The sequence below is a fragment of the Janthinobacterium sp. SUN176 genome (assembly GCF_030587335.1).
GTDB lineage: Bacteria > Pseudomonadota > Gammaproteobacteria > Burkholderiales > Burkholderiaceae_D > Janthinobacterium > Janthinobacterium kumbetense.
The window spans coordinates 4,246,239-4,260,113 of record NZ_JAPWIA010000001.1 but is presented as its reverse complement, the minus strand read 5'-3'; the positions used below and the strand labels follow the sequence as shown (position 1 = coordinate 4,260,113).

Genomic DNA, 13,875 nt, shown 5'->3' with positions numbered 1-13,875 from the left:
GCGGGCAATCGCAGAAAACGGCTAGTCCAGCGCTGAAAATGAAATAAAATTAATTCCATTGGTGGCGTCTGCACCACAGTTGTTTCGTTCGGAGTCCATCCGGTTTGTCCGCCCAGGAGAATTTATGAAATTGACCAAAATCATCGCCACGCTGCTCAGCGTCGGTGTCATCAGCAGCATGTCGCCAGTCCAGGCCCAGGAATTGACCGGCACCTTGGCCAAGATCAAGAAAGCCGGTTCCGTCACCCTCGGCGTGCGCGACGGCTCCGTGCCTTTTTCCTATCTCGATGACAAGCAGCAATACCAGGGTTATTCGATCGACCTGTGCATGAAAGTCGTCACGGCCCTGCAAAAGCACCTGGGCCTGAGCGAACTGAAAGTGGTGATGAGCCCCGTCACGTCGGCCAACCGCATCCCGCTGATGGCCAACGGCACCATCGACCTCGAATGCGGCTCGACGACGAACAACCTGGAACGCCAGCAGCAGGTGGCATTCGCCCCCACCATGTTCGTCATCGGCAACCGCGTGCTGTCGAAAAAAACCTCGAATATCAAGACCCTGGAAGACTTGCGCGGCAAGACCCTGGTCGCCACGGCCGGCACGTCGACCATCAAGCAGATGACCATCCTGAACAAGGAAAAAAACCTGGGCATGACGATTGCCGTCGGCAAGGACCATCCTGAATCGTTCCTGATGCTGGAAACGGGCCGTGCGGTGGCCGAAGCCAATGACGATATCCTGCTGGCGTCGCAAGTGGCCAACTCGAAAAACCCGAACGACTACGAAATCACCAAGGAAGCGCTGTCGGTCGAGCCGTACGGCATCATGCTGCGCAAGGGCGATCCCGCCTTCAAGAAAGTGGTCGATGACGCGCTGATCCGCCTGTACAAGAGCGACGATATCAACCGCATCTACGCGAAATGGTTTACCTCGCCGATCCCGCCGAAAAACATCAACCTGAAATTCCCCATGCCGCCGCAATTGAAGGCGGTCTTCACGAATCCGACCGATTCGGGCGACCCGGCTGCGTATGCGGCCGTACCGGAAGCGCAGAAGACCTCGGACAAACGGAAAAAATAACAAGAGTGCGTAACAAATCGGGGGGCGCAAGCCTCCCGTTTTATTTACGGGACGGGTGGCGGACAAGCCGCTTTCCTTGAGCTGCATGGAAGGATGATCATGAATTACAACTGGAATTGGCGCATTTTCTGGGAGATTTCTCCCGATGGCGTGGGCACGTACATGGACACCCTGTGGTCCGGCCTCGTCTGGACCCTGGCCACGGCCGGTGCGGCGTGGATCATGGCGCTGATATTGGGCCTGGTGATCGGCACCATCCGCACCCTGCCGAACAAATGGCTGGTGGGCGTGGCCAATGCCTACGTCGAATTGTTCCGCAACGTGCCGCTGCTGGTGCAGATGTTCCTCTGGTATTTCGTCATGCCGGAGCTGCTGCCGCCTGACCTGGGCGCCTGGGTCAAGTCGCTGCCGAATGCGCCGTTCGTCACGGCCGTGCTGTGCCTGGGATTCTTTACGTCCTCGCGCGTGGCCGTGCAGGTAACGACGGGCATCGAGGCGCTGCCGCGCGGGCAGAAACTGGCCGGCACGGCGCTGGGCCTGACGCTGCCGCAAACCTACCGCTTCATTTTGCTGCCGATGGCCGCGCGCGTCATCATGCCGCCGCTGACCAGCGAATTTTTGAACATCATCAAGAACAGTTCCGTGGCGCTGACCATCGGCCTGATCGAACTGACGGCCAGCGCGCGCGCCATCCAGGAGTTTTCCTTCCAGGTGTTCGAGGCGTTTTCGGCCGCCACCATCATTTACGTCGTCGTCAACCTGGTGGTGGTGGTGCTGATGCACCTGATCGAGAAAAAGGTCGCCATTCCGGGCTTTATCGTCGCCGGCGCCAAGACGGGAGGACATTGATATGTTCGGTAATTTCGACTTCGATGTCATCTCCCGCTCGTGGGTCTACCTGTTCCAGACCGGCATGGTCTTCACCCTGAAACTGACGGCGCTGGCCATGGTCGGCGGCATCGTGCTGGGCACCCTGCTGGCGCTGATGCGCCTGTCCGGCAACCGCATCGTTTCGGGCGTGGCGTCGAGCTACGTCAACCTGATACGCTCGATCCCGCTGGTGCTGGTGATCTTCTGGTTCTACTTCCTGGTGCCGTACATCGCCGCCTGGGTCATCGGCGCGAACGAGCCCGTGAAAGTGGGCGCGTTTTCTTCCGCGCTGATCACCTTCATCATGTTCGAGGCGGCCTACTATTGCGAGATCATGCGTAGCGGCATACAGTCGATTCCGCGTGGCCAGGTGTGGGCCGGCCAGGCGCTGGGCATGAACTACCGGCAAACCATGGGCAGCATCGTGCTGCCGCAAGCGTTCCGCAACATGATCCCCGTGCTGCTGACGCAGACCATCGTGCTGTTCCAGGACGTGTCGCTCGTGTACGTGCTGTCGATTCCCGATTTTGTCGGCGCCGCCTCGAAGATCGCCCAGCGCGACGGCCGCCTGGTGGAGATGTACGTGTTTGTCGCCGTCGTGTATTTCGTGCTGTGCTATGCCTTGTCGTTCCTGGTAAAACGCCTGCAGAAACGCGTCGCCATCATTCGCTAACCGTAAAAGAAAGAACAAGATGATTGAACTCAATAACGTCAGCAAATGGTATGGCCAGTTCCAGGTACTCACCGACTGCACCACCAATGTCGCCAAGGGCGACGTGATGGTCATTTGCGGCCCTTCCGGCTCGGGCAAGTCGACCCTGATCAAGACCGTCAACGGCCTTGAGCCGATCCAGCAGGGGCAGATCATCGTCGACGGCATCAGCGTCAACGATCCGAAAACGAATTTGTCGAAACTGCGCGCGCGCATCGGCATGGTGTTCCAGAATTTCGAGCTGTTCCCGCATTTGTCGATCCGCGAAAACCTCACCATCGGCCAGATCAAGGTGCTGGGCCGCAGCGCCGACGAAGCCAATGCCAAGGGCTTGAAATACCTGGACCGTGTGGGCCTGCTGTCGCAGCAGGACAAATTCCCGGGCCAGCTGTCGGGCGGCCAGCAGCAGCGCGTGGCGATCGCCCGTGCGCTGTCGATGGATCCGATCGCCATGCTGTTCGACGAACCGACATCGGCGCTGGACCCGGAAATGATCAACGAAGTGCTCGACGTGATGGTGGGCCTGGCGCAGGAAGGCATGACGATGATGGTCGTCACCCACGAAATGGGCTTTGCCAAGCGCGTGGCCAACCGCATCGTCTTCATGGATCAGGGCAAGATCATCGAAGATTGCAGCAAGGATGACTTCTTCAACACGACGCGCTCGGACCGCGCGCGCGATTTCCTCGCCAAGATCATCCATTAATTTTTTTTGAAGTTGAGTACGAATGCCTGTCATGAAACTAATAGCCGGCGCCATGCTGGCGCTGGGCCTGCTCGCCCATGCCCACGCGGCCGACAAGATCGCCGTTGACATCGCCCTGCGCGACGCCACCCTGATCGACGTTGCTGGCGGTCGCGCCGTCAACGGCAAGACCGTGCTGCTCAAGGGTGACAGCATCGTCGCCGTCGTCGACGACGCGCAGTTGCGCAGCTACGCGCCGAAGCAGACCATCCGCCTGCCCGGCAAATACCTGATGCCGGGCCTGTGGGACACGCATGTGCACTTTGGCGGCGGCCCCGAGCTGATCGACGAGAACAAGCAGTTGCTGCCCCTGTACCTGGCGCACGGCATCACCACGGTGCGCGACTGCTCGGGCGACTTGCCCGACACGGTGCTGGCATGGCGCCGGCAGATCAACGCAGGTCAGTTGCAAGGGCCGACCATCTTCACGTCGGGCGCCAAGCTCGAAGGCATCAAGCCGTTGTGGAAGGGCACCATCGAAGTGGGCACGCCGCAGGAAGTCACGCGCGCGCTCGACGGCCTGCAGGCGCAGCAAGTGGACTTCGTGAAGATCACGGAAAACACGCTGAAGCCTGAGTTGTACCTGGAAGCGCTACGCCAGGCGCGCGAACGGGGCATGCGCACCTCGGGCCATATCCCTGTGCAGCTCACATTGGAGCAGATGGCCGATGCGGGCCTGGGCACGATCGAACATCAATCGTATTTGCTGCGCGCCACCACGCCGCGCGAGCAGGAACTGACGGACAAGGTGGCCGCCGGCGCGATGACGGGCAAGGAAGCCATGCACGCAAGCGTGCGAAGCTACGACGAGCCGACGGCGCGCAAGGCCTTCAGCTACCTGGCCGCGCGCGGCACGGCCATCGTGCCTACCCTGTGGGGTTCGCGCGTGACGGCTTACCTGGACCGCGAAGACCACACGCACGATCCGGCCCTGCAATACATCGGCAAGGGCTTGCGCGCCACCTACGACTGGCGCGTGCAGCGCGCCGCCAAGGATGGCCCGGAAGCCATCGCCCAGCGCCACACGCAGTTCGAGCAATCGGCAAAGCTGCTGCCGATCTTGCAGCAGCAGGGCGTGAGCATCATCGCCGGCACGGATGCGGGCTTTTTGAATTCCTTCGACTACCCGGGCCAGGCCTTGCACGATGAAATCGGCCTGTACGTGCAGTATGGCTTGACGCCGCAGCAAGCCTTGCAGGCTGCCGTCATCAACGGTCCCCGCTTCCTGGGCAAGCTGGATCGCTATGGCAGCGTGGCGGCAGGCAAGGCGGCCGACCTGCTGGTTCTCGACGCGAATCCGCTGCAGGACATCGGCGCCACGCGCCAGATCCGCCTGGTGGTCAGTCGTGGTCGGGTGTACGACCGCGCCGCGCTGGACCGGATGCTGGCCGATATCCGCGCCTGGGTGGCGAAGCAGGAAGAGCCGCAGGCCAAATCCTGATTCGCGTGTACTCTTGATATTGAAAACGGCCGGCGCATACCGGCCGTTTTGTCGTCCGGGAGGCCGCGCATACAGGTGATCCTGGCCGGCGGGTCGGCCCCGTGGCTGGTAAAATGGCGCTATCCGCAATGACCGCCTGAGAGCAGCCGCCATGTCCACACTCGATCACACCCAGACCGCCGTTCCATCCTCCATCACCATCACCCGTCCGGATGACTGGCATTTGCACCTGCGCGACGGCGCCGTCATGGCCAGCGTGCTGCCGCACAGCGCGCGCCAGTTTGGCCGCGCCATCGTCATGCCGAACCTGAAGCCGCCCGTCACCACCACGGCCGATGCCGCCGCCTACCGCGAACGCATCCTGGCCGCCGTGCCGCAAGGCGTGAACTTCGATCCGCTGATGGTGCTGTACCTGACGAACAACACCTCGCCCGACGAAATCCGCCGCGCGCAGGATAGCGGCATCGTGCAGGCCGTCAAATTGTATCCGGCCGGCGCCACGACGAATTCCGACCTGGGCGTGACGGATTTGAAAAATTGCTACAAGGTGCTCGAAGTGATGCAGGAAGTGGGCATGCCCTTCCTCGTGCACGGCGAAGTGACGGATCCGGAAATCGATATTTTCGACCGCGAAGCCGTCTTCATCGAGCGCGTGATGCGCCCGCTGCGCAGCGCCTTCCCGGCCCTGTCCGTCGTGTTCGAACACATCACCACCAAGGATGCGGCGCAGTACGTGGCCGAAGCGGAAGGCCCCATCGCCGCCACCATCACGGCGCACCATTTGCTGTACAACCGCAACGAGATTTTCAAGGGCGGCATCCGCCCGCATTACTACTGCCTGCCCATCCTCAAGCGCGAAGAGCACCGCCTGGCGCTGATGACGGCGGCCGCCAGCGGCGACGAGCGCTTCTTCCTCGGCACCGATTCGGCACCGCACGCGCAAGGCGCCAAGGAAATGGCCTGCGGCTGCGCCGGCTGCTACACGGCCCTGCATGCGATGGAAATGTATGCCGAAGCGTTCGAACGGGCCGGCGCGCTTGACAAGCTGGAAGCGTTCGCCAGCTTCCACGGCCCCGCCTTCTACGGCGTGCCGCGCAACACGGACACCATCACCCTGAAGCGCGAAAGCTGGACCTTGCCGGCCTCGCTGCCGCTGGGTGACAGCCATGTGATTCCGCTCAATGCGGGCGAGCAGATCAACTGGAAAATGGTGTAATTACTCCATGCTGCCATCGATAGACTGGACCCGCCCCTGGTTTGCCACGGTGCTGCCGGCGCGACGGCAGCTGGACCTGCAGCGCGACACGGTGATCGCTGCGTTGAACGGCCGGGCACGGGCGCTGGACTTGCGCAATCCCTCCGGCCTGCCGCTGGCTTTCGTGCCGCAAGCGGACCTGCCCGATGGCGTCGCCTACGAGGAGTTCATCGGCGCGACGGGCGGCGTGCCCACGCGCGACAATCTGCACGATTTTTTCAACGCGCTCGTGTGGCTCACCTTCCCGCGCATCAAGCGGCAATTGAACGCACTGCAGGCGGCGCAGATCGCCCTGTCCGGCGTGGGCAAATCGCGCGGTCCCGCACGCGATGGCGCGACGATTTTTGACGAAAATTCCGCCCTGCTGGTGCTGCGCGACAGCGATGCGGGGCGCGCGCTGGAAGCGGCGTTGCGCGGGCATGACTGGCGCAGCGCGTTCATTGCGCAGCGCGACAAGTTTGACGCGGGCGGCGACGCCGAGGTCTGGCTGTTCGGCCACGCGCTGATGGAAAAACTGGTGGCGCCGCGCAAGGCCATCACGGCGCATACGCGCGTGATCTTTGCCGGCGATGCCTATTTTGCGCTCGATGATGCGGCGCGGCGCGCCTGGCTCGACGAGCGGGTGGCGCAGGACCTGGCGCAGCAAGGCCTCACCACGGCGGACTTCACTCCGCTGCCCGTGCTCGGTTTGCCCGGCTGGTGCGAGGGCCAGGACGACGATTTTTACAATGACGCGGCGGTGTTCCGCCCGAAGCGCAAGGTGGCTGGCGCAGAAAGAGATCAATAGCATGGAAAATACCGTCCGCTGGGGCATTCTCGGCACAGGCAAGATCGCCCGCGCGATGGCCAATGGCTTGCGCGATGCACCCGGTGCGCAACTGGTGGCGGTAGCTTCGCGCAGCGAGGTTGGTGCACAAGCCTTCGGCGCCGAATTCGGCATCGAGCGTTGCCACGGTTCCTACCAGGCCCTGGCCCTTGACCCGGATGTGGATGTGATCTACATCGCCACGCCGCACACCCTGCATGCGGAAAATGCCATGCTGTGCCTGGCCGCCGGCAAGCACGTCGTGTGCGAAAAACCGTTCACCATGAATGCGCGCGAAGCGCAGGCCGTGGTCGATATGGCACGCGACAAAAAACTGTTTTTGATGGAAGCCATGTGGAGCCGTTTCCTGCCCGCCGTGCAGGAAGCGCAGCGCATCATCGCCAGCGGCGAAATCGGTGTGCTGCAGCAGGTACAGGCCGACATCGGCTTTGTCGCCAATTTCCCGCCCGAGCACCGCATGTTCAATCCCGAACTCGGCGGCGGCGCGCTGCTCGACGTGGGCATTTATCCGCTGTCGATGGCGGCCTTCTTCCTCGGCCCCGTATCGCAGGTACAGGCGCTGGCCGAGATGGGCGCCACAGGCGTCGATGAGCAGGTCGTGTTCTCGCTGCGGCACGCGGGCGGGGGCACCTCGTCCTGTGCCTGCAGCCTGCGCGCGCAGACGCCGACGGAAATGACCATTTCCGGCTGCCTGGGCCGGATTCGGCTGCCCAACCGTTTTTACAAACCCGACCACCTGATCGTCGAAACGATGGATGGCGAGCGCCGTGTCGTCGCCGCGCCCCATCTGGGCAATGGCTACGCGCACGAGGCGATCGAAGCGATGCGATGCATCCGCGCCGGCTTGCTGGAAAGTCCCGTCATGCCGCATGCGGACAGCGTGGCGCTGATGCACAACCTTGACACCATGCGTGGCCAGATCGGCCTCGTGTACCGAGCCGACCAGGCGTGAACAGGAACCCCATGACATTGCACCCATCCCGTCCCAGCCTGAAAACCGTCCTCATCGCCAGCGGCGTCGTGCTGACCCTGGCGATGGGCGTGCGCCATGGCCTGGGTTTCTGGATGCAGCCGATCTCGCAAGCGAATGGCTGGACGCGCGAAACGTATTCGCTGGCGCTGGCCATGCAAAACCTGATGTGGGGCGTCTTCGGCCCGTTCGCCGGCATGGCGGCCGACCGTTTCGGCACCATGCGCGTCGTCATCGTCGGCGCCATCAGCTACATGGCGGGCCTGGTGTGGATGGCGCTCGTGACGCAGCCCACGCTGTTCATCATCGGTTCCGGCATCTTCATCGGCCTGGCGCTGGCCTGTACGGCCTTTGGCGCCATCAGCGGCATCATCGGCCGCAGCGCGCCGCCCGAGCAGCGCTCGTGGGCCTTCGGCATCTCGTCGGCCGCCGGCTCGTTCGGCCAGTTCCTCATGATGCCGGTCGAGCAGCAACTGATTTCCGCCGTGGGCTGGCAAAACGCCTTTTATGTGCTGGCCGCGCTGGTGCTGCTGGCCATGATCCCGATGGCCTTCTACTTGCGTGAGCCGCCCGTGTCGCACGCCGGCGGCCCGCAGCAAAGCGTGGGTGCCGCTTTCCGCGAAGCCGTTGCCAGCCGTTCGTTCTGGCTGCTGCTGGCAGGGTATTTCGTGTGCGGCTTCCAGCTGGTGTTCATCGGCGTGCACTTGCCGGCCTACCTGAAGGACCAGGGCCTGATGAATCCGAATATCGCCGTCACGGCGCTGGCGCTGATCGGCCTGTTCAACATCATCGGCTCCTACTATGCGGGCAAACTCGGTGGCAAGATCGCCAAGCGCTACCTGCTGTCTGCCATCTACGTGACGCGCGCCGTGGTCATCACCGTGTTCCTGCTGGCGCCTTTGTCGGCGTGGTCCGTGTACCTGTTCGCCGCCGGCATGGGTGTGCTGTGGCTGTCGACCGTGCCGCTGACGAACGGCATCATCGCCGGCATCTTCGGCGTGAAGCATCTGTCGATGCTGGCGGGGATGGTGTTCTTCTCGCACCAGGTGGGCAGTTTCCTTGGCGCGTGGCTGGGCGGCTATCTGTACGAGCACCAGGGCAGTTACCACATCGTGTGGATGATCACCATCGGCCTGGGCCTGCTGGCCGCGCTGATCAACCTGCCCATCGACGAGCGCGCCGTCAAGCGCGTGGCGGTGGCCGCGTAATGGCCAGCTGGCGCACCTGGCTATGGCGCCTGGCTGGCGCCGCGCTGCTGGCTCTCGTCTTCCTGGCCTATCTGCGTCCCGATTTCATGCTGGACCTGGCGAACCGCTTCTGGATGTGCATGTAGGGCGCTCCTAGACTTTCAGGAACTCCTCTTTGCCGCCCAACCAGCGGGCCAGGTGCGCTTCCACGGTGGTCGCGGCGGCCGTCGTGGTGGCGTGCAGCAGGTCGTGCGCCACGTCGCGCGCCTGATCTACCAGCCATTGATCCGTTTCCAGGTCGGCGAAGCGCAGCATGGCCTGGCCAGACTGGCGCGCGCCGAGGAATTCGCCGGGGCCGCGGATTTCCAGGTCGCGGCGGGCAATTTCAAAACCGTCCGTCGTTTCGCGCATGGTCATCAAGCGCTGGCGTGCCACGCCGCCCAGGGGGCCCTGGTACAGCAGCAGGCAGACGCTGGCCGCCGAGCCGCGGCCCACGCGGCCGCGCAGCTGGTGCAGCTGCGACAATCCAAAACGCTCGGCGTGCTCGATCACCATCAGCGAGGCGTTCGGCACGTCGACGCCCACTTCGATGACGGTGGTGGCCACCAGCACGTGGATATGCCCGGCGATGAAGGCGTCCATCACTTCCTGCTTTTCCGCCGGCTTCAGGCGGCCGTGCACGAGGCCCACCTGCAGCGCGGGCAGGGCTTCGGCCAGCATCATGTAGGTGTCGGTGGCCGTCTGCAGCTGCAGCGCTTCCGATTCCTCGATCAACGGGCAGACCCAGTACACCTGCCGGCCTTCCAGCGCGGCCGCATACACGCGGGCGATGACTTCGTCGCGCCGGTTCTGGTCGATGGCGCGCGTGACGATGGGACTGCGGCCCGGCGGCAGCTCGTCGATCACCGACACTTCCAGGTCGGCGTAATACGTCATGGCCAGGGTGCGCGGAATCGGCGTGGCCGACATCATCAGCTGGTGCGGCACGGCTGCGCTGTCGCCCTTGTTGCGCAGGGTCAGGCGCTGGCCCACGCCGAAGCGGTGCTGCTCGTCGACGATGACCAGGCCCAGTTTGGCAAACAGCACATTGTCCTGGATCAGCGCATGCGTGCCGATCACCAGTTGCGCTTCGCCCGATTCGATCAGGGCCAGCGCCGCCGTCTTTTCTTTTTTCTTCAGGCTGCCCGTCAGCCAGGCCACCTTCACGCCCAGCGGCTCCATCCAGGCGGCGATCTTGCGGAAGTGCTGCTCCGCCAGGATCTCCGTGGGCGCCATCAGCGCGGCCTGGTAGCCGCTGTCGATGGCTTGCGTGGCCGACAGGGCGGCGACGACCGTCTTGCCGCTGCCAACGTCGCCTTGCAGCAGGCGCTGCATCGGGTAGGGCTGGCGCAGGTCGGCGCGGATTTCCTCGAGCACGCGCGCCTGCGCACCCGTCAGCTTGAAGGGCAGGGCGGTGCCGAAGGCGTTCGATAAAGTCCCGACGACGGGCAGCGAGGCGGCGCCTTTCGAGCGGCGCGCGCGCTGGGCGCGTTTGAGCGACAGCTGCTGCGCCAGCAGTTCATCGAACTTCATGCGCACCCAGGCCGGATGCGAGCGGTCCATCAGCGCGCTTTCATCGATATCCTGCGGCGGATAGTGCAGCAGGTGCACGGCGGCGCGGAACGGCGACAGCTGCATGTCGCGCAGCAGATGATCGGGCAAGGTGTCTTGCCAGTCGATGCGGCGCATGGCGTCGGCGATTTCGCGCCGCAGCACGTGCTGCGACAGGCCTTCGCCGGACGGGTACACGGGCGTCAGGGCCGTGGGCAGCGGCGCGCCTTCGTTGACCACCTTATACGTCGGGTGCACCATCTCGGCGCCGAAAAAGCCGTGTTTGAGTTCGGCGCGCGCGCGTACCCGCGTGCCTTCGGCCAGTTGCTTGACCTGGCTGCCATAAAAATTCATGAAGCGCAGCAACAAATTGCCCGTTTCATCGGCGATCGTCACCAGCAATTGCTTGCGCGGCTTGAAATTGACTTCGCACTTGGTGACGACGCCCTCGACTTGCCACGACTCGCCGCCGCGCAGGCAGGCGTCGCGTATCGTGTAGACCTTGGTTTCATCCTCGTAGCGCATCGGCAGGTGCAGCACCAGGTCCATATCCGTGCGCAAGCCCAGTTTGGCCAGCCGGCTTTCCGTGCTGACCACTTTTTTGGCGGCTTTCGGCTTCGCGGCGGGCTTGGCTGCGGGAGGAAGATCGGGCTTTGGATCGGACATATGCAAGGTTTTGGTGCCGCTAGCGTAAAATAGAGGGTTGTCCGGCACACCCTGTGCGTACCGCAGTCGTAGTTGTTGCGGCGGATTATTGTAATGCCTGTATAGGCGCACAGTATAGTGCCAGATGTTCCATTGCGCACTCCTAATCATTTTTGACGTACTTTTGAAGCAAAACGCATGTATTCGCTTTCCGATTTCGATTTTAATTTGCCGCAAGAAAACATTGCGCAAACTCCGTTGGCCGAGCGCAGCGCCTCGCGTCTGTTGCATCTGGACGGCGACGCCCTGGTTGACCGCAGCTTTGCCGATATCGTCGGGCTGCTGCAGGCGGGCGACCTGCTGGTGATGAACGATACGCGCGTGCTTAAAGCGCGCTTCTTCGGCGTCAAGGAAAGCGGCGGCAAGATTGAGGCGCTCGTCGAGCGCGTGCTGGACGACCGCACCGTGCTGGCCCAGGTGCGCGCCTCGAAGTCGCCGCCGCCCGGTTGCCGCATCCGCCTGGCCGATGCCTTCGACGTGACCGTCGGCCAGCGCGCCGGCGAGTTTTTTACGCTGCACTTCGACGCCGACGTGTTCGATCTGATCGAGGCGCATGGCCGCCTGCCGTTGCCGCCCTACATCGAGCACGATGCGGACGAATTTGACGAAACGCGCTACCAGACCGTGTTCAACAAGGTGCCCGGCGCCGTGGCGGCACCGACGGCCGGCCTGCATTTCGACCAGGCCCTGCTCGACCAGCTGAAAGCGAAGGGTGTCAACTTTGCCTATGTGACCCTGCACGTGGGCGCCGGCACCTTCCAGCCCGTGCGCACGGAGGTGCTGGCCGAACACAAGATGCATACCGAGTGGTACACCATGCCGCAGGAAACCGTCGACGCCGTGCGCGCCGCCCAACTTGCCGGGCGCGACGTGGTCGCCGTCGGCACGACCAGCCTGCGCGCGCTGGAATCGGCCTCGCAAAGCGGCCAGCTGGTGGCGGGCAGCGCCGATACGGCCCTGTTCATCACGCCCGGCTATGCGTTCAAGACGGTGACGCGCCTGATCACCAACTTCCATTTGCCGAAATCGACCCTGCTGATGCTGGTGTCGGCCTTTGCCGGCTATGAGCCGATCCGCAGCGCCTACGCGCATGCGATCGCGCAGAATTACCGTTTCTTCAGCTATGGCGACGCGATGCTGCTCACCACGCAATCGCGCGCTGCGCTGAACCTTGATACTCCCGTGAAAGACTGACATGCTGGAATTTAAACTACTCAAGACCGACACGAGCGGCCTGACCAAGGCACGCCGTGGCACCTTGAAACTCAACCATGGTGTAGTGCAGACGCCGATCTTCATGCCAGTGGGCACTTACGGTTCCGTGAAAGCCATGTCGCCGCTGGAACTCAACGAGATCGACGCGCAGATCATCCTGGGTAACACGTTTCACTTGTGGTTGCGTCCAGGCAACACCGTCATGGAGAAATTCGGCGGCTTGCATGGCTTCATGGGCTGGAACAAGCCGATCTTGACGGATTCGGGCGGCTTCCAGGTGTTTTCGCTGGGCGCCATGCGCAAGATCACGGAAGAGGGCGTGCATTTCAATTCGCCCATCAATGGCGATAAATTGTTCCTCTCGCCGGAAGTGTCGATGCAGGTGCAGCGCGTCTTGAATTCCGACATCGTCATGCAGTTCGACGAATGCACGCCGTACGAAATCCAGGGCCGTCCGGCCACCATCGAGGAAGCGGCCAAGTCCATGCGCATGTCGCTGCGCTGGGCGCAGCGCTCGAAGGATGAATTCCACCGCGGCGAAAACCCGAATGCGCTGTTTGGCATCGTGCAGGGCGGCATGTTCGAAATGCTGCGCGACGAGTCGCTGGCCAAGCTGGAAGAGATCGATTTCCCCGGTATCGCCATCGGCGGCCTGTCCGTCGGCGAGCCGAAGGAAGACATGATGCGCATGCTGGCCCACGTGGGTCCGCGCTTGCCGGCCAACAAGCCGCATTATCTGATGGGCGTGGGTACGCCGGAAGACCTGGTGGCGGGCGTGTCGAACGGCATCGACATGTTCGACTGCGTCATGCCGACGCGTAACGCCCGCAATGGCTGGCTGTTTACCCGTTTTGGCGACATCAAGATCAAGAACGCCAAGTACAAGGAAGACCAGGCGCCGCTGGACGAGACCTGCAGCTGCTACGCCTGCCGCAATTTCTCGCGCGCGTACCTGCACCATTTGCACCGCTCCAAGGAAATCCTCGGTGCGCGCCTGAACACCATCCACAACCTGCATTACTACCTGGACTTGATGCGTCAGATGCGCGAGGCGCTGGACGAAGACCGTTTCCACGCGTTTACCCTGCAATTCCATGCGGAACGCGCACGCGGAACTTAAGAAAAGCTTAGCTTGAGCCCTGGCTGCGGCATGGCCGGAAGTTTTGTGTATTGGTGCTTGGACTGGGGCGATAAAGCATTGCATAATGCTTTTTTAGCCCCATTTAAAGTTGCCATGGCTGCAATTCGGGTTATGGCGTATAGCCAATGCTAGAATAC

Annotated in this window: 13 protein-coding genes; 12 read left to right on the top strand and 1 reads right to left on the bottom strand. The window is 62.8% G+C overall.

All coding sequences use genetic code 11. The features are described from left to right. Positions 1-124: 124 nt before the first annotated feature. From O3299_RS19240 to O3299_RS19195, 10 genes are all read left to right on the top strand, one after another. A complete protein-coding gene (locus tag O3299_RS19240; RefSeq protein WP_099666199.1) occupies positions 125-1,081 on the top strand; it encodes an amino acid ABC transporter substrate-binding protein in 957 nt (318 codons plus the stop codon). Between the two features lie 99 nt (positions 1,082-1,180). Beyond that, complete coding sequence (locus O3299_RS19235) at positions 1,181-1,930, top strand: amino acid ABC transporter permease (RefSeq protein ID WP_305062922.1); 750 nt, start codon at positions 1,181-1,183, stop codon at positions 1,928-1,930. Between the two features lies 1 nt (position 1,931). Further along, entirely contained in the window at positions 1,932-2,624 is a 693-nt protein-coding gene (locus tag O3299_RS19230) for an amino acid ABC transporter permease (protein ID WP_152254769.1), read from the top strand. A 19-nt stretch (positions 2,625-2,643) separates the two neighbouring features. Continuing rightward, positions 2,644-3,369: an amino acid ABC transporter ATP-binding protein gene (locus O3299_RS19225; RefSeq protein ID WP_099666201.1), complete on the top strand. Its 726-nt coding sequence runs from the start codon at positions 2,644-2,646 to the stop codon at positions 3,367-3,369. 31 nt (positions 3,370-3,400) lie between these two features. Beyond that, positions 3,401-4,849, top strand: coding sequence for an amidohydrolase family protein (locus O3299_RS19220; protein ID WP_305062921.1), 1,449 nt, complete (start codon positions 3,401-3,403; stop codon positions 4,847-4,849). 151 nt (positions 4,850-5,000) lie between these two features. Then, positions 5,001-6,065 carry a dihydroorotase gene (pyrC, locus tag O3299_RS19215; RefSeq protein ID WP_305062920.1) on the top strand — a complete coding sequence of 355 codons (1,065 nt, stop codon included), beginning with the start codon at positions 5,001-5,003 and terminating at the stop codon, positions 6,063-6,065. A gap of 7 nt (positions 6,066-6,072) precedes the next feature. Beyond that, on the top strand, positions 6,073-6,891 hold the full coding sequence (locus O3299_RS19210; protein ID WP_305062919.1) for a DUF3025 domain-containing protein: 819 nt from the start codon (positions 6,073-6,075) through the stop codon (positions 6,889-6,891). 1 nt (position 6,892) lies between these two features. Then, entirely contained in the window at positions 6,893-7,882 is a 990-nt protein-coding gene (locus O3299_RS19205) for a Gfo/Idh/MocA family protein (protein ID WP_305062918.1), read from the top strand. An 11-nt stretch (positions 7,883-7,893) separates the two neighbouring features. Continuing rightward, on the top strand, positions 7,894-9,108 hold the full coding sequence (locus tag O3299_RS19200; protein ID WP_099666206.1) for an MFS transporter: 1,215 nt from the start codon (positions 7,894-7,896) through the stop codon (positions 9,106-9,108). Then, positions 9,108-9,233, top strand: a complete 126-nt coding sequence (locus O3299_RS19195) for a hypothetical protein (RefSeq protein WP_255206293.1) — start codon at positions 9,108-9,110, stop codon at positions 9,231-9,233. The genes O3299_RS19200 and O3299_RS19195 overlap by 1 nt, the downstream gene beginning before the upstream one ends. Before the next feature lie 7 nt (positions 9,234-9,240). On the opposite strand, the gene recG is transcribed toward O3299_RS19195, so the two are convergent. Continuing rightward, positions 9,241-11,343, bottom strand: coding sequence for an ATP-dependent DNA helicase RecG (recG, locus tag O3299_RS19190; protein ID WP_305062917.1), 2,103 nt, complete (start codon positions 11,341-11,343; stop codon positions 9,241-9,243). 177 nt (positions 11,344-11,520) lie between these two features. On the opposite strand from recG, the gene queA reads away from it, so the two are divergent. Both queA and tgt read left to right on the top strand, forming a co-directional pair. Then, positions 11,521-12,576, top strand: coding sequence for a tRNA preQ1(34) S-adenosylmethionine ribosyltransferase-isomerase QueA (gene queA, locus O3299_RS19185; RefSeq protein ID WP_305062916.1), 1,056 nt, complete (start codon positions 11,521-11,523; stop codon positions 12,574-12,576). 1 nt (position 12,577) lies between these two features. Continuing rightward, entirely contained in the window at positions 12,578-13,717 is a 1,140-nt protein-coding gene (gene tgt, locus O3299_RS19180; protein ID WP_035822848.1) for a tRNA guanosine(34) transglycosylase Tgt, read from the top strand. Positions 13,718-13,875: the final 158 nt, after the last annotated feature.